The organism is Marinomonas rhodophyticola, assembly GCF_026113935.1.
Classification (GTDB): Bacteria; Pseudomonadota; Gammaproteobacteria; order Pseudomonadales; family Marinomonadaceae; genus Marinomonas; species Marinomonas rhodophyticola.
Map to the genome: position 1 here is coordinate 582,083 of NZ_JAPEUL010000004.1, position 23,927 is coordinate 606,009.

Annotated in this window: 20 protein-coding genes and 1 pseudogene; 11 read left to right on the forward strand and 10 right to left on the reverse strand. The window is 43.5% G+C overall.

Annotation, left to right across the window (positions count from 1 at the left end):
* Positions 1-92: 92 nt before the first annotated feature.
* Complete coding sequence (locus tag ONZ52_RS03505) at positions 93-869, reverse strand: FCD domain-containing protein (protein ID WP_265217297.1); 777 nt, start codon at positions 867-869, stop codon at positions 93-95.
* A gap of 136 nt (positions 870-1,005) precedes the next feature.
* Positions 1,006-1,998 (reverse strand): TRAP transporter substrate-binding protein, encoded by a 993-nt coding sequence (locus ONZ52_RS03510; RefSeq protein WP_265217298.1) that lies wholly within the window; start codon positions 1,996-1,998, stop codon positions 1,006-1,008.
* Between the two features lie 208 nt (positions 1,999-2,206).
* Here ONZ52_RS03510 and ONZ52_RS03515 point away from each other — a divergent pair, with 208 nt between their 5' ends.
* From ONZ52_RS03515 to ONZ52_RS03545, 8 genes and pseudogenes are all read left to right on the forward strand, one after another.
* Complete coding sequence (locus ONZ52_RS03515) at positions 2,207-2,677, forward strand: TRAP transporter small permease (protein WP_265217299.1); 471 nt, start codon at positions 2,207-2,209, stop codon at positions 2,675-2,677.
* Between the two features lie 125 nt (positions 2,678-2,802).
* Positions 2,803-4,055, forward strand: a pseudogene (locus ONZ52_RS03520) (TRAP transporter large permease).
* A gap of 44 nt (positions 4,056-4,099) precedes the next feature.
* Positions 4,100-6,499 carry a glycoside hydrolase family 31 protein gene (locus ONZ52_RS03525; RefSeq protein ID WP_265217300.1) on the forward strand — a complete coding sequence of 800 codons (2,400 nt, stop codon included), beginning with the start codon at positions 4,100-4,102 and terminating at the stop codon, positions 6,497-6,499.
* 14 nt (positions 6,500-6,513) lie between these two features.
* Positions 6,514-7,920, forward strand: coding sequence for a glucuronate isomerase (uxaC, locus tag ONZ52_RS03530; protein ID WP_265217301.1), 1,407 nt, complete (start codon positions 6,514-6,516; stop codon positions 7,918-7,920).
* A 32-nt stretch (positions 7,921-7,952) separates the two neighbouring features.
* On the forward strand, positions 7,953-8,435 hold the full coding sequence (locus ONZ52_RS24585; RefSeq protein ID WP_321160249.1) for a mannitol dehydrogenase family protein: 483 nt from the start codon (positions 7,953-7,955) through the stop codon (positions 8,433-8,435).
* On the forward strand, positions 8,383-9,447 hold the full coding sequence (locus ONZ52_RS03535) for a mannitol dehydrogenase family protein (protein WP_321160250.1): 1,065 nt from the start codon (positions 8,383-8,385) through the stop codon (positions 9,445-9,447). Before ONZ52_RS24585 ends, ONZ52_RS03535 begins: the two co-directional genes overlap by 53 nt.
* A 1-nt stretch (position 9,448) precedes the next feature.
* Entirely contained in the window at positions 9,449-10,624 is a 1,176-nt protein-coding gene (gene uxuA, locus ONZ52_RS03540) for a mannonate dehydratase (RefSeq protein WP_265217302.1), read from the forward strand.
* A 345-nt stretch (positions 10,625-10,969) separates the two neighbouring features.
* A complete protein-coding gene (locus tag ONZ52_RS03545) occupies positions 10,970-12,589 on the forward strand; it encodes a methyl-accepting chemotaxis protein (protein WP_265217304.1) in 1,620 nt (539 codons plus the stop codon).
* A 310-nt stretch (positions 12,590-12,899) separates the two neighbouring features.
* On the opposite strand, the gene ONZ52_RS03550 is transcribed toward ONZ52_RS03545, so the two are convergent.
* The 7 genes from ONZ52_RS03550 to ONZ52_RS03580 all read right to left on the reverse strand — a co-directional run bounded on the left by ONZ52_RS03550 (position 12,900) and on the right by ONZ52_RS03580 (position 18,478).
* Positions 12,900-13,769 carry an FAD:protein FMN transferase gene (locus ONZ52_RS03550; protein ID WP_265217305.1) on the reverse strand — a complete coding sequence of 290 codons (870 nt, stop codon included), beginning with the start codon at positions 13,767-13,769 and terminating at the stop codon, positions 12,900-12,902.
* Between the two features lie 418 nt (positions 13,770-14,187).
* Entirely contained in the window at positions 14,188-15,294 is a 1,107-nt protein-coding gene (locus ONZ52_RS03555) for an ABC transporter ATP-binding protein (protein ID WP_265217307.1), read from the reverse strand.
* 32 nt (positions 15,295-15,326) lie between these two features.
* Complete coding sequence (locus ONZ52_RS03560) at positions 15,327-16,154, reverse strand: carbohydrate ABC transporter permease (protein WP_265217308.1); 828 nt, start codon at positions 16,152-16,154, stop codon at positions 15,327-15,329.
* 11 nt (positions 16,155-16,165) lie between these two features.
* Positions 16,166-16,690, reverse strand: coding sequence for a carbohydrate ABC transporter permease (locus ONZ52_RS03565; RefSeq protein WP_265217309.1), 525 nt, complete (start codon positions 16,688-16,690; stop codon positions 16,166-16,168).
* Positions 16,639-16,959 (reverse strand): hypothetical protein, encoded by a 321-nt coding sequence (locus ONZ52_RS03570; RefSeq protein WP_265217310.1) that lies wholly within the window; start codon positions 16,957-16,959, stop codon positions 16,639-16,641. Before ONZ52_RS03570 ends, ONZ52_RS03565 begins: the two co-directional genes overlap by 52 nt.
* Positions 16,943-17,113 (reverse strand): hypothetical protein, encoded by a 171-nt coding sequence (locus ONZ52_RS03575; protein WP_265217311.1) that lies wholly within the window; start codon positions 17,111-17,113, stop codon positions 16,943-16,945. Before ONZ52_RS03575 ends, ONZ52_RS03570 begins: the two co-directional genes overlap by 17 nt.
* Positions 17,114-17,182: 69 nt before the next feature.
* On the reverse strand, positions 17,183-18,478 hold the full coding sequence (locus ONZ52_RS03580) for an ABC transporter substrate-binding protein (protein WP_265217312.1): 1,296 nt from the start codon (positions 18,476-18,478) through the stop codon (positions 17,183-17,185).
* A 613-nt stretch (positions 18,479-19,091) separates the two neighbouring features.
* Here ONZ52_RS03580 and ONZ52_RS03585 point away from each other — a divergent pair.
* Positions 19,092-20,909, forward strand: a complete 1,818-nt coding sequence (locus ONZ52_RS03585) for a glycoside hydrolase family 3 protein (protein WP_265217313.1) — start codon at positions 19,092-19,094, stop codon at positions 20,907-20,909.
* Positions 20,834-21,451, forward strand: a complete 618-nt coding sequence (locus tag ONZ52_RS03590; RefSeq protein ID WP_265217314.1) for a fibronectin type III-like domain-contianing protein — start codon at positions 20,834-20,836, stop codon at positions 21,449-21,451. Before ONZ52_RS03585 ends, ONZ52_RS03590 begins: the two co-directional genes overlap by 76 nt.
* 125 nt (positions 21,452-21,576) lie before the next feature.
* On the opposite strand, the gene ONZ52_RS03595 is transcribed toward ONZ52_RS03590, so the two are convergent.
* Positions 21,577-22,560, reverse strand: coding sequence for an AraC family transcriptional regulator (locus tag ONZ52_RS03595; RefSeq protein WP_265217315.1), 984 nt, complete (start codon positions 22,558-22,560; stop codon positions 21,577-21,579).
* A 110-nt stretch (positions 22,561-22,670) separates the two neighbouring features.
* On the opposite strand from ONZ52_RS03595, the gene ONZ52_RS03600 reads away from it, so the two are divergent.
* Complete coding sequence (locus ONZ52_RS03600) at positions 22,671-23,861, forward strand: MFS transporter (protein ID WP_265217316.1); 1,191 nt, start codon at positions 22,671-22,673, stop codon at positions 23,859-23,861.
* Positions 23,862-23,927: the final 66 nt, after the last annotated feature.

Sequence of the window (23,927 nt, forward strand, 5' to 3'; positions counted from 1 at the left end):
AGGGGAGAGCGAGATTTGTTAAAAAGAGTATCTTAAAAAGGATGGGTGAGGGATAAACTTCCCTTATTAGTCAATAAGGGAAGTTTATCTGATTAGCCACATGGTGGTTGAACAGGGTTAGAGCTAAATAAATAGCCATCAAAATTTGGGTCTTGATGTTCAGATAATAGCATTAACGTATCTTTCACGTTTTCTAAGTGTCGCCACATTGCCATGCGGGCACCATCGGGTTTTCTTTGTTGTATGGCTAAGAGAATATTCTCATGATCAACTAACCACTTTTTACGGTAAGCTTGATCTGTAATATGAGAGTGTAATTGCTTCCACATAGGGCTATTTTCGCGTCGCTCCCAGAGGTTTTCAACCAGATCAACTAAAACACTGTTTTGCGTTGCTTCTGCAATGGCTAGATGAAACAGTTTGTCAGCGGCATGATCATTATCAAGAATATCAATGTTTTGTTTTTCAAGCTCTAATGCATCACGCATTTTTATGATATCTTTTTTGGTCGCTTGAGTGGCTGCAAACTCTGCAACATGGCTTTCGAGTAATTGTCTTGCCTGCATCATCTCGAAAGGACCAACATCATTATTATCTAGAGATTCCTCAAACTTGTTAGATGATTTAATGTTAGTCGGTTGGTTTAGAAGATAAATGCCACTGCCTTTGCGAACTTCGACAATCTCCATCAGCTCAAGCATTATTAATGCTTCACGAAGTAAGGTTCTGCTCACGCCTAATTGCTCAGCAATATCGCGTTCGGGCGGTAAGCGGTCTCCTATCTTATATTGGCCTTGCTTAAGTTCCTCGTATAACTTAAGTCCCACCTCTTGGTATAGGCGCTTTGGTTTTACAAGAGTATTTATCATAGCTTTCTACTTTACTTTAGCCAATTCGATGAAGAAATTAGAGACAGTTGTATTTTAAAAAGAAACGTGCGAATGATGGGCGACTCTTATTTACCACTACAACAATAGCACTAAGATAAGAGTCGCTTGATTTAACTTATTTGTCGAGTGCTTTTATCGCCTTGACATAAGGAGCAATAACAGGGTTTTGCTCTGCTTCCTGGAACATTGGAGCAACGGCTTCAATGAAAGGGTCTTTATCAACATCAATGATTTCAACGCCCATTTTAGTTGCTTTTACCAACTCTTCCTCAGTGTATTCACCCCAAATCTTTTTCATGTAAGCGGTAGCTTCTTTACCAGCATCTAAAACGGCAGCTTTGTTTTTATCTGACAGTGTTTCCCACGTTTTAGTACTAATCACTAGCACATCAGGAATCATCGCATGACCATCACGAGTATAGTATTTGGCCACTTCACCGTGTCGATAGGTTGTTACTGCACCTATGTTGTTCTCTGCGCCATCAACAACTCGTTGTTGAAGAGCGGTATACAACTCACCAAATGGTAGTGGCGTAGGAGAGGCTCCCATTAGCTCCATCATCTTGATTGCACTAGGGCTTGGTTGAACACGAATTTTCATGCCTTTCAAATCAGCAGGAGAGTGAACAGGCTTCGATGTGTAAAAGTTGCGTGAACCTGCGTCAAAATAAGCGACGCCCACAAAGCCGTATTTTTCAGAAGAGCTTAGAATTTTTTGTCCAACATCTTCACTCTCTAGTGCGCGATAGAAATGTTCGCGGTCTCTAAAGATATAAGGAATGTTGAAAGCGCCATAAACTGGGTCAAATGATTCAAGTTCACTGGCATTTGACTTAGCCATATCTAGTGCGCCGCTTTGCAACAATTCTAAAGACTCGCGCTGTGTACCTAATTGGCCATTTGGATAGACACGTACTTTTAAATCTCCATCGGTTTTTTCTTCTACTTCATCTGCAAAGAATTTAAGTGCTTTATGAACTGGAGACTTAGTGTCGCCATTGTGACTCAGCTTTAGAGTTTCTGCGAAACTCATTGATGAAGCACTCATCAAACCACCTAATAGTAGTGCTGAGGCAACATGCAGCTTAGTTTTTTTGATTTTTAACATATTGTAAATCTCCGTTTTAGTATTTTTATATTATTTTTAACGTTTTCGGATAAGTAGGGTGTGTCGTTATGAGTCTGCATAATTGCACGCATATTCAATTTGGTCAACCAATCTGGTTTAGTTAGTTGACCAAAATTAATGTTTGGTTCAATATGTTGTCGATTGGTGAAAGCCATTGTGGGCTTTTTATCCCTTCTGGAGGTGGTAAATGACGAAATTTATTTATGTGGTAGACCGCATATTATCGACTGTTTGCGTCACTTTGATGGTGACCCTTGTGGCCTGTGTGGTTTGGCAAGTGTTTTCTCGTTATGTATTGGGAGCACCCAGTACGTCAACGGATGAATTGGCTCGATTTCTATTTATTTGGGTTGGTTTGTTAGGCGCGGCGTTTACCTTAGGTCAGAAAAAGCACTTAGCAATGGACTTTATGTTGCTCGCGTTGGATGGGCGAAAAAAGGCCATCTTGCAATTGGTAATTACTCTAATTGGTTTGTTTTTTGCCTTGGTGATTATGGTGTTTGGTGGCGGCTCTTTAGTGCTTAAAACGATAAGTGTTGGGCAGATTTCACCGGTTTTAGGGTTGGAGATGGGGTTGGTTTATTCTGCCATTCCGATCAGCGGTATCTGCATGATTCTCTATTTATTACGGGATATTTTTGCTCCAACGCAAGATTAAAATGCTTTACAGGCTAAATAATAGCGTCTTTTCGTAGCCTGTTTAGTTCTTCATAAATTCTAATAATAAGGATAAAAAACGTGGAATGGTTAGTAGCACTCGTTTTATTCGGTAGTTTTTTTACTATGTTGGTACTTGGTGTACCCATTTCCTTTTCCATCGCGATTGCCTCGTTATTGTCTATCATGGTATCGCTGCCTTTTGATGCGTCGCTGTCGGTGGTGTCACAAAAGCTTGCTTCGGGCATGGATAGCTTTACTTTGCTTGCAATTCCATTCTTTATTCTTGCTGGCAATATAATGAACCGAGGAGGATTGGCGCTTCGTCTCATTGAGTTTTCTAAGTTACTTGCTGGTCGCTTGCCGGGTTCTTTAGGGCACGTGAACGTGATTGCAAACATGCTTTTTGGGTCGATTTCTGGTTCAGCAGTGGCCGCCGCCGCCGCGGTGGGTGGTACCATGGCGCCATTGCAGAAAAAAGCGGTTATGATCCCGTTTTTTCAACGGCCGTTAATATTACTTCTAGTCCTGCTGGGCTGTTGATCCCTCCTAGTAATGCCTTGATTGTTTACTCGCTTATTTCAGGCGGCACCTCTATCAGTGCTTTGTTTTTAGGTGGCTATTTACCCGGGTTGTTGATGGGCGCTTGTGTAATGTTAGCTGTTGCTGTGGTGGCGAAAAAGAAAAACTATCCAGTATCAGAGAAAGTTACTTTAGGGGAGGCCGGTAAGATTACCTTCAGAGCTTTGCCTAGTTTGGGACTTATTGTGGTCATTATGGGCGGTATTATCGGCGGTGTTTTTACCGCCACAGAAGCCTCAGCGATTGCTGTTGTTTATTCTTTGTTGTTGGCGCTTATTTATCGTGAGGTCAGCTTGAGAGATATGCCGAATATCATTCTTGGCTCGGTTATGACGGCAGCGATGATCATGTTGCTAATTGGCGCATCCATGTCCATGGCATGGGCGATGGCCAACGCAGATATTCCTTATGCAGTGAGCGATGCGTTATTGGCCTTGTCTGATAATCCAATTATCATTTTGTTAATCATTAACTTAATTTTGCTGATTGTCGGTATCTTCATGGATATGACACCAGCGTTGTTAATTTTTACACCTATTTTTCTACCCATTGCCCTAGAACTGGGTATCGATCCTGTTCACTTCGGCATCATTCTTACATTTAACCTATGTATTGGTATTTGTACGCCACCTGTAGGCAGTGCGCTGTTTGTTGGCTGCTCGGTAAGTGGTGTCAAAATTGACCAAGTGATTAAGCCATTATTGCCTATTTTTGGTTTGTTAATAGTGGCGTTGTTGGCGGTGACTTTCATTCCTGAAATTAGCCTATTTTTACCTTCTCTTTTGCTTGGATACTAGTTTAGAAGCTTGCAGATTTTAACGATGTTTGGAGATAGATTTTTATGAAGCCGATTAATAATTGGAAGCTTCTTGGCGCTGAAAATAACCGTGTGGACATTGAATGCGATGGCCGTCATGTTTTGCATTTTTTCGTTTTAGAATCCAACGTGATTCGAGTATTACTGAAAAAGAACGGTAAGCTACAACTCGAAAACAGCTGGTGTGTTTCCCCAAATGACAGTCTAAATGGCAGTGAAATGAGCTGGCAAGGCCGCGACCGTATGAGCACGGAAGGCTTTTCTTGTCCAGAATTCACCGTCGCAGAACAGGATAACCAGCTCAGCATTACCACCGCATCACTGCGTGTGACCTTATCGAAGCCATTGAAGTTAACATGGGAATACGCTGACGCGGCTGGCAATTGGCATTATCTTGCTGCAGATCGTCATAGTGGTGCTTATATGTTGGGTGTTCAAAGCAACGACATTCATCATTATATGGCGCGTGATTTGTCTGAAAAGTATTACGGATTGGGAGAAAAAACTGGTGACCTAAACCGTCATGGCTCTCGCTACCAAATGCGTAATATCGATGCCATGGGTTACGATGCCAAACACACCGATCCACTGTACAAGCATATTCCTTTTTACATTACGAAAACCGAGGCAGCCAGCTTTGGTATTTTTTATGACAATTTGTCCACTAGCTGGTTCGACTTGGGTAATGAGCTAGACAATTACCATGGTTACTACCGTAGTTACCATGCAGAAGAAGGCGATCTCGATTTCTACTTCATGTATGGTGAAAAGGTGGTGGACGTCACTAAAACCTATGTTGGTCTAACAGGGCGTACTATCTTTGGGCCGAAATGGAGCCTTGGTTACAGTGGTTCTACTATGTCTTATACCGACGCCGACAATGCCCAAGAGCAGTTGGGGGAGTTTATTGAGCATTGCGATAATCACAGTATGCCATGCGATTCTTTCCAGTTGTCATCGGGTTACACCTCGATTGGTAACAAGCGTTACGTATTTAACTGGAATACCAGTAAAGTGCCAGACCCTCATAAGCTGAGCGCAGATTTCCATCAAGCTGGTCTTAAATTAGCGGCTAACATCAAGCCTTGTTTGTTGCAAGATCACCCACGATTCGAAGAAGTGGCGTCGCAAAATTTATTCATTCAAGACTCTGAATTCGACGCACCTGAGTCTTCTCAGTTTTGGGATGATTCTGGCTCACATTTGGATTTTACTAACCCAAATACCATCCAATGGTGGAAAAAGAATGTCACCGAACAATTGCTAGAAAAGGGCATTGATTCTACTTGGAATGATAACAACGAGTATGAAGTTTGGGACAGTAATGCACGTTGTATGGGCTTTGGTAAGCAAATCCCTATTAAATTGATTCGTCCTTTGCAGCCTTTGTTAATGATGCGCGCATCCTTTGAAGCTCAAACCGAGTTTGCACCTAACCTACGTCCTTACTTGATTTCCCGTTCTGGTTGTCCGGGCATGCAGCGCTATGTTCAGACATGGAGCGGTGATAATCGCACTAACTGGCAAACCCTACGCTACAACACTCGCATGGGTGTCGGCATGAGCTTATCTGGCTTGTACAACGTCGGTCATGACGTAGGCGGTTTCTCAGGCGATCGTCCAGACCCTGAATTGTTTGTGCGTTGGGTACAAAATGGTGTCATGCACCCACGTTTTACCATTCACTCTTGGAACGACGATAAAACGGTTAACGAACCGTGGATGTATCCAGAAGTGACGTCCATCATTCGTGATGCCATGACGCTACGTTACCGCCTCATGCCGTATCTATATGACTTATTATGGCAAGCTCACAAACACCACGAACCTATGCTACGTCCAACTTTCTTGGATCACGAAGCCGATGCACGCACCTATGAAGAGTGCGATGACTTCATGCTAGGTAAAGACCTTTTGGTCGCTTCTGTGGTTGAGCAAGGCCAGCGGGTACGTCCTGTGTATTTGCCAGATAACGGCGACGGTTGGTATGACTTCCACCGTAAAAACTGGTATGCGGGCGGTCAGGATATCTCCTTGTCAGCGGCTCTAGAAGAGTTACCGCTGTTGGCGCGCGCCGGCAGTGTGATTACCACCAGTCGTCGTATTGCTCATGTGGATGCCGAGCAGGACACCCATCGCGAATTTCTAGTGTTCCCATTCAAGGGAACGGGGCAGCGTGATTTGTCGGTATTTGATGATGATGGTGTATCAACAAATTATCTTGATGGTCAATATCTGCAACTGAATATGACTCTTTCTTCTAGCTTGGAACGCATTGATTTGAAGGTATCCCGTGAAGGGCAGTGGCAGCCTGCTTACAAAGAGGTGAGTTTTGTATTGCCAGAAACAGAACGACGTCCTTTCTATGTCAATGGTAAGCGTGTCATGCCGAATCAAGACATTGCATTCAGTGACGTGTTGTAAGCGAAGGAGATGACATGAAACCCTTTATGAACGAAGATTTTTTACTGACCAGCGAAACGGCGAGACGTTTGTATCATGAATACGCGGCTGACCAGCCAATTTACGACTATCACTGTCACTTAAGCCCAAAAGAAATTGCTGAGAACCGCCAGTTTTCCGACCTAGGAGAAATCTGGCTAGAAGGCGATCACTATAAGTGGCGCGCTATGCGCACAGCGGGTATTGAAGAGCGCTTAGTAACAGGCAACGCCAGTTTTAAAGAAAAATACCAAGCGTGGGCGAAAACCGTCCCGCAATGTATTGGTAATCCAATTTACCATTGGACACATCTAGAGCTGCGTCGTCCTTTTGGCATTAGCAATATCTTATTTTCACCTAAGACAGCGGATGCCATTTGGGATCAATGCAATGAAATGCTCCAACAGCCAGCGTTTTTTGCTCGCGGTATTATGGAGCAGATGAATGTCAAAATGGTTGGCACAACGGACGATCCAGCCGACAGCCTGGAGCATCATAAGTTTATTGCTAATGATTCCACGTTTGATATTGCCGTAACGCCTAGTTGGCGTCCTGATCGTGCTTTCAAGGTAGATCATGTTGGCTTTAAAGACTACATGGAAAAGTTAGGCAAAGCGGCCAACAAAAACATCACTTGTTATCGCGATTTAATCGATGCCTTAGCACAACGCCTTGACGTATTTGATGCGCACGGCTGTCGAAGTGCGGATCATGGTATTGAGATCATGCGCTTTGCGAAAGAGCCGAGTGAGGCGGATTTAGATGCTATCTTCCGTCAGCGTATGGATGACAAACCACTGAGCGAACTACAAATCGCCCAGTTTTCCGCGGCAGTACAAGTGTGGCTGGGCAAAGAATACACCAAGCGTGGTTGGGTGATGCAGTTGCACATTGGTGCCCGTCGTAACAATGCCACTCGTATGTTTAAGTTGGTCGGTGGTGATTCTGGGTTTGATTCCATGGATGACCGCGCTTTTGCAGAACCTTTGGCGGGTTTCTTAGATGCACTAGATCAAACTGATGAGCTGCCAAAAACCATCTTGTATTGCTTGAACCCTATGCATAACGAAATGCTTGCGACCATGATTGGCAACTTCCAAGGTGGTGGTGTGGCAGGCAAGGTGCAATTTGGCTCTGGCTGGTGGTTTAACGATCAGCTCGATGGTATGCAGCGCCAATTAACCAGTGTCGCGCAAATGGGGTTATTGAGCCAATTTGTGGGCATGCTAACTGATTCCCGTAGTTTCTTATCTTACACTCGCCACGAATATTTCCGTCGTTTGTTGTGCGAGATGATTGGTGGTTGGGTTGAACGAGGCGAAGCGCCAGCAGACATGGCGTTATTGGGCGAGATGGTAAAAGGGATTTGTTCGGAAAATGCCAAGAAGTACTTTGGTTTTTAAGGTACTGGTCTCTAAAAACATAAGGAATCATCATGATTAGCATAAAAACAACAAATACCTTATACGCACCAGAAATGGTGGATGTTGGCATTGTTCATATTGGATTGGGCGCTTTTCATCGTGCGCATCAAGCCGTTTATATAGAGAAAAATCTCAACCGAAATCAAGGTGGTAATTGGGGTATTTGTGCCGTGAATATTCGCTCGAATAGCCAACTGGTTGACGAACTTAAAGCCAATGGCTGCCGCTACCATATTGCGGAATACCAAGACAGCCAGAATGTCGAATTGCGTGAAATCAACGCGATTCGTGATGCCTTGTTTGCTGGGACAGATAAAGAGCCTTTGTTTGAAAAGCTGGTGTCGCCAAAGACCAAAATTGTAACGCTAACCGTTACTGAAAAAGGCTATTACCTAGCGCCCGCGGACAAAACATTGCGTCAGGATGATCCCAGTATTCAGCATGACATCCAGAACCCAACGACACCGAAAACGGCACCTGTGGATCTTGGTTGAAGCCTTGTATCGCAGAAAAGAATTGAATCTACCGCCGTTTACTATTTTGTCTTGTGACAACATGCCGAATAACGGCAGTTTAACGCGTCGTGCGGTCTGTGAGTTGGCATCTCATCGTTCAGCAGAGTTTGCTCAATGGATTGAAGGCAACGTGGCATTTCCAAGCTCCATGGTGGACAGAATTGTGCCAGCCATGTCGGAGGTTTCCCGTGAGCGATTGCAGAAGGAGCTTAATTGTCACGATCAAAATGCCGTGATGTGTGAAGCCTTTAGTCAATGGGTAGTAGAAGATAATTTCCCGCAAGGTCGACCAGATTGGGAGCATGACGGCGTGCAAATGGTGAAAGACGTTCACCCGTTTGAAACCATGAAACTGCGCTTGTTAAACGGCAGTCACTCTTTGCTTGCTTATGTTGGGTTAGCGGCCAAATACAAAACCGTGGCGCAAGCGGTTGCGGATGAAAAGTTTGCCAACTTGATTTGTCACTATATGAGTTTTGAAGCGGCACCAACTTTGGATTTGCCTGAAAACGTACAGGTTCAAACCTATATTGACAGTTTAGTGAGCCGCTTTGCCAACGACAGTTTGCAGCATCAGTTATCGCAAATTGCGATGGATGGATCGCAAAAAATTCCTCAGCGCTGGTTAAATGGTGCGGAAGAGCGTTTGGCGAATGATGCAAAACAGGGCGATCTAAATGCAACGGTGTTAGGTGTAGCGGCATGGCTATTTTATGTGCGCGGTGAAGACCTTGAAGGCAATCAACACAAGGTTGATGACCCCATGGCGCAAACATTAAGTGAGCTTCATGGTCGTTGTGCTGACCCTGAAAGCTTGGTGCGCGAAGCGCTAAAACTGAACGATATTTTTTCAACAACACTCAGTCAAAGCGAGATGTTTTCTCGTGCTGTATTGAATGCTTATCAAACAATTATTTCAAGCGGTGTTACAGAATGTCTGTTATTCAACAACAGACTATCAAATAACAACACTGCGAATTTCGGAGGATAAAATGGAACATACTTGGCGTTGGTTTGGACCAAACGACGAAACAACTTTGACGGATATTCGTCAAACTGGGGCAACGGGTGTCGTCACGGCTTTACATGAAATCCCCAATGGCGAAGTCTGGCCTGTGGAAGCGATTAAAGCGCGCAAAGCCATGATAGAAGCTCATTCATTACGTTGGTCTGTCGTGGAAAGTGTCCCTGTCCATGAAGATATTAAAAAGCGTACAGGCAATTACAAAGAGTACATTCAAAACTACAAGCAAACTTTGCTGAATTTAGCTGAATGTGGCATCGACACTGTATGCTATAACTTTATGCCTGTACTGGATTGGACTCGTACCGATTTGGATTACGAATTACCAGATGGTTCTCGCGCTTTACGTTTTGACCAAACCGCTTTTGCTGCGTTTGAATTGTACATTCTAGAGCGCAAAGGCGCAGAATCTGAATACAGTGATGACGAGAAAGCCAGAGCAAAAGTGTTTCTAGAAAACCTAAAGCCAGAAGACAAAGACCGTTTGGTCGCGAATATTATTGCGGGTCTTCCAGGCTCAGAGGAAAGCTACACCCTAGAGCAGTTCCGTGAAAAATTGGATGAATACGCAGGTATCGACAAAGACAAGCTGCGTGAGCATCTAAAACTTTTCTTAGAAGAAATTGTACCTGCTGCTGAACAAGGTGGTTTGCGCTTGGCGATTCACCCTGACGATCCACCACGTCCGATTCTTGGCCTACCACGCGTGGTGTCTGTGAAAGACGATATTGATTGGCTGGTGACATCAGTGCCAAGCCCTGCAAATGGCATTACCTTATGTACAGGGTCTTACGGCGTTCGTGCAGACAATGACTTAGTGGACATGGTGAACCGTTTTGGATCACGTATCTTCTTTACTCACTTACGTTCAACTAAGCGTGAAGAGGTGGCTGGAAGCTTCCATGAAGCGTCTCACCTTGGTGGTGATGTGGACATGGTGGGCGTAGTTCGTGCGCTTCTTGTCGAAGAGAAAAAGCGTAATGACAACAATGCGCCGAGTTTGATTCCAATGCGACCAGATCATGGCCACCAAATTCTTAACGACCTAGAAAAAAATACTAAACCGGGTTATTCAAAACTGGGTCGAATGAAAGGTTTGGCGGAAGTTCGTGGCTTAGAACTGGGCTTAAAAAGCACACTTTAATCTCGTTAATTATTTAGCTTAAATGCAAAAAATGCTTTTTGTCGATAGGTAAAAAGCATTTTTCTAAATTCTCCTCTATTAAATTCTTTAATATCAATCATTTAATGCAACGAATAGTTGTGGCATTTCAATACTATTTTTAAAAGTGCATCTAAAAAGTATCAATAAGAGGTGGTTCTTGTATCTTTTCTAAGACCTATTGAATACGGCCAGGTTAGACGATATTATCCGCGAGAATTTCATTGTAACAAAATGTAAATTTATATGGGGATGTAAATTTAAACATTTTATTCTTTGAAATGAGTCTATGGAAAAAATATTCTAATAATGGAGTGTAAATATATAATGAAGAACGTTAAGCTAAGTGTTTTGCTTTTTTCTAGTTATGGTCTGATTGTCTTTGGTCTTATAGTAATTCTGATATTTTCTTTTACTCGCATGAGTATCATTAATGATCAATCCACCATTATTTCAGAGAATTGGCTACCCTCAGTTAAAGCTATAGAAAACATAAAGGCTCAAATAGCGGATTTTCGTAATACTGAAGCAGTACATATTTTAAATGATGATCCACAACGTAAAACTATGCTTGAAAGCATGGCTGATAAAAGAAAAAAATCTATAGAAGATAGCATTCAGAAGTATAAAAGCCTCATTTCCTCATCTGAAGAAAGAAAACTATTAAGTGACTTTGAAATACAGTACCAAGAGTATTTAAACATACAGAAAGAAATTTTTCGGATGTCACATATAGGAGACTTAGTCGCAGCTCGAACGTTGTTTGGTACGTCAAGCTTAGATATCTACCGTAATTATATTGTTATTTTAGATAAAATTTCAGACGTAAATAGCGAAGGAGCTATGTTGGCCAGTGAAAATGGTGATGTTGTTTATCAAGAGTCGACTTCTGTACTTAGTATCGTTGCAGTCACTGTTATTGTCGCTGTGCTTATTATTGCATTTTATATTACACGTACATTAACTCAGCAAGTTGCTTATATTCAAAATGCCATGACACATTTATCGGGTGGTGACTTGAGCTTCCGTTTAGAAAATGTTTCCCGTAATGAGTTAGGTATCTTAGCTGGCCACTTCAATAAAACAGTTGAGCAACTCTCAGAAACGGTAAATGAGATTCAAGAAGCCGCGACTCAACTGGCTTCTACTTCGGAAGAGTTAAGTGTTGTCACGGAAAAATCGACACAAGATATGCATCTGCAGAATGAGCAGTTAGAATTAGCCGTTTCGGCTGTTACTGAAATGACATCAGCCGTTGAAGATGTAGCGCGTAATGCAGTCGCTACTTCAAAAGATTCAGATATTGCTGATGAACGCGCTGAATTAGGTCGTGATCAGGTCCAACAAACCATAAAAACCATTCAGTCTCTATTGACAGAGTTGAAGATTACGACTCAAGGTATTAATGATCTAGCAGGGCAAGTGAGCAGTATTGGCTCAGTGTTAGATGTAATCCGCGGTATCGCCGATCAAACGAACTTGTTGGCATTAAACGCAGCGATCGAAGCGGCTCGAGCGGGTGAAACAGGACGAGGTTTTGCTGTTGTGGCTGACGAAGTGCGTGCATTGGCACATCGTACTCAAGAGTCTACAAAGGATATTGAAGCAATGATTCAATCAGTGCAAACTGGCACTGATCTTGCCGTAAGTTCTATGCAGCGTAGTCATGACAAAGCCAACGCGACATTGGATATAGCGAATTTGTCTGGAGAAGCGCTTAAATCGATTGCAGACTCTGTATCACGTATTAATGATCAAAACATTGCCATTGCGAGTTCTGCCGAAGAACAAGCTCTTGTTGCGCGTGAAGTGGATAAAAACTTATTAATTATTCGTGATATTGCAAATGAGGCTGTAGCTGGAGCGAATCAATCCAGTGCAGCGAGTTTAGATCTTGCTAGATTGGCCGTAAATTTAAATAGTTTAACGAATCGCTTTAAGCTTTAGTTTAACTTTATTTATATAAGTAGAGTTTTAAAAACAAAAGCTGACTTTACAGTAAGTAGTTAAGAAATAATGATAAGAGTGAGTGGTTATCCTACTTGCTCTTTTTTAATTAACTTTTTTCTAAGGAATATAATTATTCCAGCATGTAGGTTTGGGCTGGGTGATTGATTTCTAATATTTTATTTTAATCAATGGTCTATTTTTGGGAATAATTCGATTTTTTATGGTTTATTAGTACGAAAAAAATTAAGTAAGATAATAAAAAAGACCAAATAACATTGCTACCCAGTCTTTTTTATAAAATAACGAATTAATCAAATTCAACTTTGTCTGTTTTTAGCATGGCGGTGCTGCTGGAATCGATTAATTTATCTTGTTTTCTTTCGATGAAGAAGACTTCTAAGTTTTCGTTTTTGGCGATTTTAGCGCCTTCATCAAGGCCAAGGCATAACATAGCTGTTGCCCATGCGTCGCTGACTCTACCATCGGTTCCAAAGACAGATGCTGAGACAAGATCATGTTTAATCGGTTTACCTGTGCTTGGATTAATAATATGGGAGTACTCCACGCCGTTATCGTCAAAGTGGCGATTATAAGTCCCAGAGGTATCTAGCGTAATGCCTTGGTAGTTGGTTACTGTCATGATTTTATGGATTTTAGGTAGGCCATCTTTTGACGGAATGGGTTGCTGAATGGCGATGCGCCATTCATCACCATTTGGTTTGTGTCCTTTGACTTTCATATCACCACCAAATTGCACCATATAATTCTGAAAGCCTTTCGATTCGAGTACTTCGCTCAGCTTACCAATGGTATAGCCTTCACCCATGGAAGAAAAATCAAGTTGTAAAAATGGTCGAGTTTTACGAATACGGTTGTTTTTATCATCTACTTCAATTTTATCTATCCCCAACTCAGCTTTGACCATTGCCAGTTCTTCGTTTGTTGGAACGTGAAGCGTGGCCTTTTTAAAGCCCCATAAATCAAACAGAGGACCAACCGTTGGGTCATAACAACCTGCCGAGCGATTGTGGATTTCTTTAGATATCTTGATTAAGTCGATAAAGTCTTGCGAAGCAGGTTGCCATGCCATAGAGGGGCTGGTATTGAATTCAGAGATGTAGGAATCTGGACGATAGGTGGAGAGGCTCTTTGTCAATTTGCGCAAGAGTAGTGTCAAACTCTGTTTGTACCTCACTAACAGGGGGTGCATCTTCCGCCCAGAATAGAATCTGGTACGTTGTGCCTTGTGCATAGCCTTCAATGCTTTCTATTTTGGGTGGTTCACTGCATCCCGTTAGAAATGCAGTCATAAATAAGGCGCAGATTCCTCCTAAGGAAATGCGGTTAAAACGGTACTTTATGAATTTAGTCATGCATTTAAGCCTTGTGAAAAATGAGACTCAGCAATTCTACCAGTCGTTTAGGATGAACTCTATCTAAGCTCTTATCATCCACACTAATGTGCATTTTTAGTGATCTCTCCTCCACTATTTTCAATGGGATACATTATTTTTGAATTGGTCTGTCGCGCGGATCTTGGTGGAATGCCACAATGGCAAGCTCTTAAGGAACTTGCCATTGTTCATAATGATTCGTTACTTGAGAATATTTTTAGGTGTGTACATCGATAATCCTGATTGATCACTGAACAGGTGCAGGCGAGATTCATCAATATAGAAATTGGCCACTTCGTCTTCGGTTACTATGTGGCTTGATGGTGCTTCAACGGTAATCTGACTATCCCCTAACCGACTTGTCAGCTGTATGGTTGAACCAAGCAGTTCTAAGTTCTCGACTGTGCCTTTGATGACCAATGGATTGGTAAGCAAATCTGGCGTGATGTGAATGTCGCAAGGGCGAATTCCAAGGGACGCTTTTGTGTCAGTTTGGTTGTCGTCAACATCGCCGAGTAAGTTGAGTTTTTGTCCTGCAAGATCAACATGCCAGCCTTGCTCTTTGCTTAAATCAACTGGAATAAAGTTCATGGCTGGACTGCCAATAAACCCTGCGACAAACTTATTTGCAGGGGAGTGATAGATCTCCCTTGGCGTACCAACTTGTTCGACTTTGCCATCGCGCAATATCACGATACGGTCAGCCAGCGTCATGGCTTCCACTTGATCGTGTGTCACATAGATGGTGGTTTTCTGCATTTTCTTATGCAGCGTTTTGATCTCGGTACGCATTGAATTACGCAGTTTGGCATCAAGGTTAGAGAGCGGCTCATCGAATAAAAATACCTCTGGTGTTCGCACCATAGCGCGTCCCATTGCCACACGCTGACGTTGCCCACCAGATAGTGCTCTAGGTTTGCGATCCAGTAACGGCGTCAGTTGCAGCATGTCAGCGACGGGTCGTACTTTTTCTTCTATTTCCGTTTTGTTTAATCCAGCGAGTTTCAGTGCAAAGGCAATGTTTTGATACACCGTCATGTGCGGATAAAGCGCATAGCTTTGGAAGACCATGGCTATGTCTCGTTCAATGGGTTCAAGCTCATTAACGACTTTGTTATTGATAAGAATGTCGCCACCGGAAATGTCTTCTAGGCCAGCTAGCATGCGCAATGTCGTTGATTTGCCGCACCCAGATGGACCCAAAAAGACAATAAATTCGCCGTCATTAATTTTTAGGTTAAAGTCTTTAACTGTGTGTACATTGCCTGGGTAAATTTTTTCAATATGTTTAAATTCAACAGAAGCCACGGGATTCTTCCTTATTATTCTATTTAATTGGGTTAGCCTTTTACGGCACCACCGGTTAAGCCTTCAACAATGTATTTTTGCGCAAACAAGAAAAATACGATGGCAGGGGTGATGGTGACGGTGACATAGGCCAGTATGCGGTTCCATTCAATGCCATATTCGCCACGGTATTGCATGATGCCGAGAGTCCATGGGTATTGTTGTTCAGTGTTCAACACCAGCAATGGCAGCAAGTAGTTGTTCCAGCTTGCGACCAAGACAAAGACACCGACGGTAGCGAGTATGGGGGTGGATAACGGCAAAATGACATGCCAGTAAAACTTGATGTAGCTGCAGCCATCAACACGTGCAGCGTCAAAGAGTTCAGAAGGTAACTGCTCAAAAAAGGTTCGGAATAACAGAATGCTAAAACCCAAACCAAAAGCCACTTGTGGAATGACCACACCCGATAGGCTATCAAGTAAGCCAAGATCTCGAATCTTTAAGAACAGTGGCAAAATCGCGGCAGCCGCAGGAAACATCATGCCAATTAAAAAATAGTTATAAATGTATTTGTAGCCAGCGAACTTGATATGAGAAAAAGTAAACGCGGTCATAGTACCGATGATTAAGGTGAGTACGACCGAGAAAAACGCAATAATCAGAGAGTTTTTCATCAGAGACCAAATAGAGCCATCGGCAAACACTTGTGCGTAATACTCAAACTCCCAAACATCAGGTAAGCCGAATGGATTGGTTCGTAACTCCCCTAAGCTTTTAAATCCACCAAGCACGGTGGCAAACATGGGAACTAAAACAAAACCGGCGACAAGTATGAGGAAGATGTATTTCCCCCAAGGCATTTTTTGTATTGCTAACATAAGTCGCTCCTTTATTTTTTATCTTTCATAATGGTGCTTTGGTATGTGAACGCAAAAATCACACAGCAAATAAACAGCACTACACCCACCGCACTGCCAAACCCTACATTCATTCTAGTGATGCCAAATGAATACAAATAAGACACCAAGGTATGAGTGCTGTGGGACGGCCCGCCTCCAGTGAGAGGCATAATGAGATCGAAAGTTTGCAGTGCTCCTAATATACTGAAAAAGATGGAGATGCTGATTCCTGACATGATCAGAGGGATCTTCACGTACCAAATGGCCTGAAAGCGACTGGCACCATCGAGTTTACTGGCTTCGATTAAATCTTTGGGAACGCCTTGCAAGGCGGCAATGTAAATCATCATGTGGAAGCCGAAATACTTCCAAACTAGCACAACAAGAATGGCCACAAAGGCCCAGTTTTTATCGGCCAATATGTACCAAGAATCGGTATTTAATGCTTCTGTAAATCTTGCCATTACACCGTAATCACCGTCGAACACAAAACGCCAAATAAGACCTGCCGCCACTTCTGCCAAAATATAAGGCAAGAAGAAAATGAGTCGGAATAGGCTGTTACTCCAGCTTTTTTATAAATGGATAGGGCAATAATGAGAGCCAAAGGCAACTGAATCACCAAAGAAATAACAATGATCTTGAGTGTGTTCCATACTGCAGTGTCGAACGCACTGTGATTAAAAAGACGTACATAATTACTAAATTCTACCCATTGGCTAGGCTCTCCATAGCCATTCCAACGGAATAGGCTGTAATAACCGGCTTCACCAATAGGCAACATAACGAAAACGGTAAACAGCAATAGAGCGAGGTGGCAAAAATATAACCAAGGTTAGTAAGCGGTTACCGTGATTGTTTTTTTTGAACCAGCGGGAAATGTTTTGTTTTGAAGACGTATTGGGGTGCTTCTCAATGGTGGTGACATCGTTACTCATAGCAAGCCTCGTGAAGATAAAAACAGCCAACCTGCGTTGGCTGTATGGATGATTAAAGCTTATTCAGCGTTATTCAAATTCCCACGCTTCTTGCACTTGTTCAGCGGCTTCTTGAGGTGAAAGTGAGCCACTGATAATCCCAACGGAAATGTCATTCACGACGCTTCCAACATTGGCACCAAATGCTTGGTCATAAAACAATTGATGCCATGAAGAGTTAGCGATGTTTTGCGCAATCCGTTTTTTAAACGGATTTTCAATGGATACATCCGCGCCTTTTACTACAGGAATGATCATGTTGATTTTGGCTAAGTGTTTTTGCATCTCAATGTTAGAAAAATATTTTAGCCATTCAACCGCTTCTGGGCTGGCCTCAGAAGTAAGTACCCAGCCAGCAATACCACCCAGAGTATCCGTGGCTTTGCCTTTGCCTCTTTCTAAAACAGGGAAATTCATCCAGCCTAGGTTGTCATCTCCAACACCTTTACCACTGATGGATTGCTGAGCTTGGAAGAGATAGTTCCAATCCCCCATTAGCTGCATCGCAGCTTTGCCATCGCCAAAGTTACCAGAGGAATCGCCAAAGGAAGCGGCTAAATACCCTGCTTGGAAGGGTTTTAAATCGACTAACCGTTTAAGCTCTTCACCCGCTTTAATGAAGTCTTCGCCACCGAAGCCATCGCCTTTTTTGTCGATGGCATCTTGAATGCCTTGTTGACCAGCTTGGCGCATAGTCAGTAGCGCCCAATAAAACTGCACAGGCCATTTATCACCACCAGCGGTTGTAATGGGAGTAATGCCGGCTGCGTGGAGTTTTTGGATAGCCTCTAGGAAATCATCCCAAGTGATGATTTTTTCAGCATCAACACCGGCTTGTTGAAATAAGCTTTTGTTGTACCAAAAGCCGACTTGGCTAACCATGTAAGGAAGACCGTATTGTTTTCCTTGGTAATTAAAAGCGTTAAAGCTAGCCTCTGAGAACCTAGGTTTAATGTCTTTCATTTCTTTGGTGACATCTTTTAACAATCCCGCATCAACACGTGTTTGAAAGTTTCCACCTCCCCAGCTGTAGAAAATGTCAGGACGTTGCTCAGATTGAAGCAGTGTCGGCAGCTTTTGCTTGAAGGCCTCATTTTCTAAATATTCCAATTTGACGTGTTGACCCGGATTGGCTTTTTCGTAGTCATCGGCCACTTGTTCCCAGATGGCGACGACTTTTGGGTCGGCTTCAAGGTGAAGCATGCGAATAGTGGTATCAGACCAAACGAATGACGACGTCAAAGACGCCGCAATGGCAACTGGATAAAAGAGATTTTTCCAGTTTTTTTGAGTGTTGCGGATGGTATTTGTATTTTGGTAACGCATAAAGAACGTCCTTTTTTATTATTAATGTGATCGTACTTTTTAAAATGAATAGATTTCATTTCTTGGTTTCAAAGACTATGAATCTAAACGTCATCTAAAAATAAACCGAATATTAAGATGTTAAGTTAATATTAAGTATTCTTTGTGGTGTTTGTTTTAGTGAAATTTCAATGAGTTGATCATTGCTGTATATGGTTTTTTGCTCAATTATGAAATTTGATAATCCTGTTCATTTATTTGTTGATGGTGCTTAATGACTAATAAATAGTCGTCTCTCGTGGTGTGAATGGTTCTACTAAGGGTTTGATTTTAAAGTTGATATTTTTTATTGGTAGATAGTGGTGTTGGCTGTGATGCTTTTTTATGAGAGGGGGAATGAAGAGGTATACCATATTGCTTATGTTAAATAACATAGTGAAGATGTGACATAACATAATTTGAAACTCTTTAATCTTATGGGAAATTCTTATTCATTTGCTGATTAAAATACAACACACAGTGTTGTCTATAGAATATGCAGAGTAATAAAAAAGTTGATGCCGATTTTCAATTTATCGCAATAAGATAATTAATATAAATAGATTTCATGTTTTCTTATTAGGGTGCCGTATAGATGGACGTTTATAAAAATTCAAATGCTAGCGTTTCGCAGCGCGTTGACGATTTACTGGCTCGCATGACGTTGGAGGAAAAAATTGCACAACTGGGCGCGCAATGGTTAATTTTAGAACCTACGGGCGACCACAAAGACCGAGATTTTGAGATGGGTGCTCAAGGGGAGCGTAAACCGATTCAAGAGCGTCTAAAACATGGTTTAGGTCAAATTACTCGTCCATTGGGTACACAAGTCATTAGCCCCAATGATGGCGTCAAAGCGTTAAATCAATTGCAAAAGTATCTCGTCGAAGAAACACGCTTGGGCATTCCCGCTATGTCACACGAAGAGTGTTTAGTTGGGCTGATGGCGAAAGGCTCGACTCTGTTTCCTTCCTTTCTTAACTATGGCCACACTTGGAATCCGCCGCTTATTCATCAGGTTGCACAAGTGATTGGCGAGCAGACTCGCCGTGTTGGCGCCCATCATGGCTTAGCACCAGTGTTGGATGTATCTCGCGATGTACGCTGGGGCAGAACGGAAGAAACGCTGGGTGAAGATCCTTACCATGTTGGTGTGTTAGCGACAGAGTTTGTTAAAGGCCTGCAAGGCGAAAAACGTGATCTTCTTGCTACCTTAAAACATTATGTCGGCCATTCTTTTAGCGAAGGCGCACGCAACCATGCACCTGTGCATTTGGGCTTTAAAGAGTTAAACGACACTTTTTTGTTGCCCTTTGAAATGGCGGTAAAACTCGGCAAAGCAGGTTCGTTGATGCCTGCATATCACGATATAGATAATGAAGCTTGCCATGCCTCATACCATTTATTAACCGAAGTGCTGCGAAATCAATGGGGCTTTGATGGCTTAATTGTGGCGGATTATGGCGGTGTTGAGTTATTGGCGAGTCATCATGGCATTGCAGCGGATAATGCCCATGCGGCGGCGTTGGCGTTCAATGCTGGATTAGACATTGAATTGCCAGATGATGCTTGTTCCAGTCAGTTAGCCTCGGCACTGCAAAGAGGGCTGATTGATGAGCAGAAAATCGATGAGATCGTCGCTCGAATTTTGAAAGTAAAATTTGAAATGGGCTTATTTGAGCATCCATATTGCGATGAATCTCCCATTGAGCTCCAAAGCGAAAAAGCCACAGAGCTTGCCTATCAAGTCGCTTTACAATCGGTCGTCATGTTAGAAAACAACGCTGGCTTACCCTTAAATAGCCAACAAAAAATCGCCGTCATTGGCCCAACAGCAGATGACCAATTGGCCTTGCTTGGTGGATACAGTTTTCCAGTGCATCTTATCTTGAGCAGCGTTGACGACAGTAGCAAGGTGTGTCCGACTATTTTAGAAGCGCTGCAAAATGAATTTGCACAGGTTTCATACAGCAAAGGTTGCGATATTTTAACGGAGCGTCATAGCAATGCTCCGGTTTTCCCCGGTGATGTGGATTTGGCCATGAATCAAACCATGACGTCTCCAGTCTCACGAGATACTAGCCAAATTAAACAAGCGATTGAAATGGTCGAGCAAGCGGATGTGGCGATTGTATGTGTGGGGGATCTTGCTGGTTTGTTCCAAACAGGCACCGTGGGCGAAGGATCGGATACCGACAGTTTAGATTTGCCAGGCGTGCAACAGCAGTTAATTGACGAAGCGATTGCCACAGGTAAACCGGTGATTATTTTGGTTACGGGTGGAAGGCCATACAACTTAAATGGCGCAGAAGAAAAAGCTGCTGCGGTGTTATTCGGTTGGGCTCGGGGCAAGAAGGCGCAAGAGCGATTGCGGATATTATTGTCGGTAAACAATCACCTTCTGGGCGATTAACCCTATCGATTCCTAAAAATGCTGGCGCTGTGCCGTATTTTTATAACCATAAACTCAAAAGCGGTGGCACGCCCATTGCCTATCATTTTGGATCGAAATATAACTTTGGTTACGGCCTGACTTACACTGACTTTGCCTATAAAAATATGCAGATCGAAAACAAGCAGGTGTCGATTGAAGATGGCGTGATTAGAGTATCAGTCGAGCTTGAAAACATCGGCAATCGATCTGGTTGTGAGGTTGTGCAACTTTACGTGAAAGATAAGCTGTGTTCTTTGGTTCGGCCGATTCGTGAACTGAAAGGTTTTCAGCGTGTTGAGTTAGCCGCGGGTGCTTCAACCACTGTCGTGTTTGAGTTACCTGTCGACATGTTGAACTTCACTAACGCAGCACACCAGCGCATAGTGGAAGCGGGCGAGTTCGATATCATGATTGGTAAATCTGCCACCAATATTTTGTTCACCCAAACGGTAGACGTGATTGGAGACAATAGGGTATTGCCGCAATACTGGAAGATGATTTGTCACTCGTATCACCGTTAATTGACGTGTTTGAATAACGAATCAATCTAACATGGAAGCCTGTTAGCGCCGTTTTAGATTGATTTGTCTGTAAGGCGCTAGGTGCAGCTTATGAAAGAGGTCGGTAAACCTTCTTAGGATGTATCTTATTCTGGATACACACCGCGTCTTACCGCACCGGGAGGTATTCCTGTCATGCGTTTGAAGGCTCGGCTAAATGACGCCGTAGAACTGTAACCAAGTCGATTAGCAATGTCATCGAGTGAGAGGTTGTCATGGCTGATCCATTGGCTGGCAAGGCGCATGCGTAAGTTACCAAGGTATTGCTGGGGCGTATATTGAGTTAACTCTGTAAATCGCTCAGCAAACACAGATCGAGAAACCCCCATCTCGATGGCCATATCTGCAACGGACCACTGTCTTCCAGGGTCACGATGTAGAGCGGATAAAACTTGCGCTAACTTGGGGTCACGCATTGCCTCGACCCAGCCACAGACATTACAGCCAGTTTCTACCCAACGACGTAATATAGCCGCCGCGACAACATCGGCAAGTCGAGTCAATATCACCCCGTAGCCAGGCCGCTTGGCCATGATTTCTTTTGTCATGACATCAAGAAGGATGGGGATTTGTGGGTCGTGATTGGGCACGGTTTCAATATGCATCACCTCGGGCTTTAAGTGCGCTAGCGGGTGCAGCCAACCCAAATCAAACTCCATGGCGCAGCTGAAAATGAAGTTGTCTCTTGAGCGGCAGACTTTAAGGTCACAGGCGCTGATTTCCGCGGTGGAGTCACACAATGGAACTTTTTCAAAAGCGTCAATACTGACTAACGAGACATCGTCTTCGCTGTAAAGATCATGGACTCCAGCACAAGGAATTAACACCGCATCGCCACAGGCAAGTTGTTGTACCGTGCCATTTCGGGTGCGCAAAAAGGCAGAACCTTGACCGATAAAATGAAAGTACGCCAATTGCTTATCGGCACCTTCTCCGAATCGTAGGCCAAATGGCGCAGAAATATCGACTCGTCTGTATTCAAGCCCCTTAAGACGAACACCAGATAAAAGCGCATTGACCATATCGTGTTGGTTTTCATGATGTGTGTTGTTCAGCGAGGAAAGTGACATAGCTACTCCGGACGATATGGTATTAATTTAAGATATATTGGTATATATCGTCCGGCCTGTCCATATTATTCTGTACGTAATTTATCAACATTCAGTTAAGAGGACGTTTAATGACGAATACAGTAAATGTGTCCCCGTCACAGGCACAACAAGATGTACCTGCTTGGGGGGCCGTAATCGCTATGACATTAGGGGTTTTTGGGCTAGTTTCAGCGGAGTTTTTGCCTGCTAGTCTATTAACCCCCATGGCATCGGATCTTTCCATTACAGAAGGCATGGCAGGTCAAGCCGTTTCCGCGACAGCACTTCTTGCCGTGGCTGCTAGCCTTTTAACCGCCACGGTTACGCGTGGGATAGATCGTCGTTATGTCCTATTGGGATTTTCGGTGTTGCTAATTGTCTCGAATATTTTGGTTGCTTTCGCGCCGAACTTTGTTCTGCTGCTGGCTGGGCGCGTACTGCTTGGTATTGCTCTTGGTGGTTTTTGGACCATGGCGGCGGCCACCGTTATAAGGTTGGTGCCGGACAGCAGTGTTCCACGAGCTTTGGCTATTATGTTTAGCGGTGTGTCCGCTGCGGCGATTTTTGCGGCTCCCTTGGGCAGCTATCTGGGAGGAATTATTGGCTGGCGTCATGTTTTCTTACTGGCGTCCTTGCTGGGTGTTTTGACGCTTGTGGTGCAGTTTTTCACACTGCCAAGCATTCCTCCGCGAGGTCGGGCCACATTAGGTACGCTGATTGCGGTAATGAATCGTCCAAGGATGAAGTTTGGTCTGTTTGTGTTAGTGCTTATTTTTACGGGTCATTTCGCCTTATTTACCTATGTACGACCATTTCTTGAAAACGTGACGGGCGTAGCGACGGCGGGTATTTCAGGGATTCTGTTGGGTTTTGGTGTGGCTAATTTCATCGGTACCCACATTGCAGGTACGTTGATCGGCAGATCATTGCGTCTAACCTTGGCTCTTATGCCATTGATTATGGGGCTGGCTGGCTTAGGCATGGTGAGCTTTCAAGGCATTGTACCTACGGCAATTTTGGTGGCTGTCTGGGGAATGGCGTTTGGTGGCGTGCCAGTCGCGTGGTCAACATGGATTACACGCAGTGTTCCCGACGAAGCGGAAAGTGGTGGCGGGCTTATGGTCGCCACCATTCAGGTGGCCATTGCACTGGGTGCCGCAGCGGGCGGGCTTGTGTTCGACATCAGTGGTGCCTTGGGCGTATTCAGCATCGCTGCCATCATTTTGTTGGCAGCCGCTATCTCTGTGACTATTGGTTTACGCACTGGTCCAGCAAAGTAATCGGATAACGTTTCTAGCCCCGATGGTGCAACCCCATCGGGGTATTTTTGTTTTGCTGTTTTGTTG